Below are 237 nucleotides of genomic sequence, written 5' to 3'. Positions count from 1 at the left end.
CTCCGGGCTCGCGCCCGCTGTGGCCGCGCCCCTTTCACTGATTCGGCCGTAACCCCTCCACCTGTCCGGCCGTGACCTCTCCGCCGGTGCCGGGCCCCGCGCCCGGCACCGGACCCTCCCCTTCGTACAGGCGCCACCCCACCGCCGAGGAGGCCCCCATGCGCATCCCCGAACTCCCCTTCCGCCGCCGCACCCTGCTCCAGGCCGGCGGTGCGGGGTGCGGCGAGGGCGGGCAGG

It is taken from the genome of Streptomyces sp. NRRL B-24572 (assembly GCF_002156145.1).
Taxonomy (GTDB): Bacteria; Actinomycetota; Actinomycetes; order Streptomycetales; family Streptomycetaceae; genus Streptomyces; species Streptomyces vietnamensis.
Note: the sequence above shows the minus strand (reverse complement) of the source record.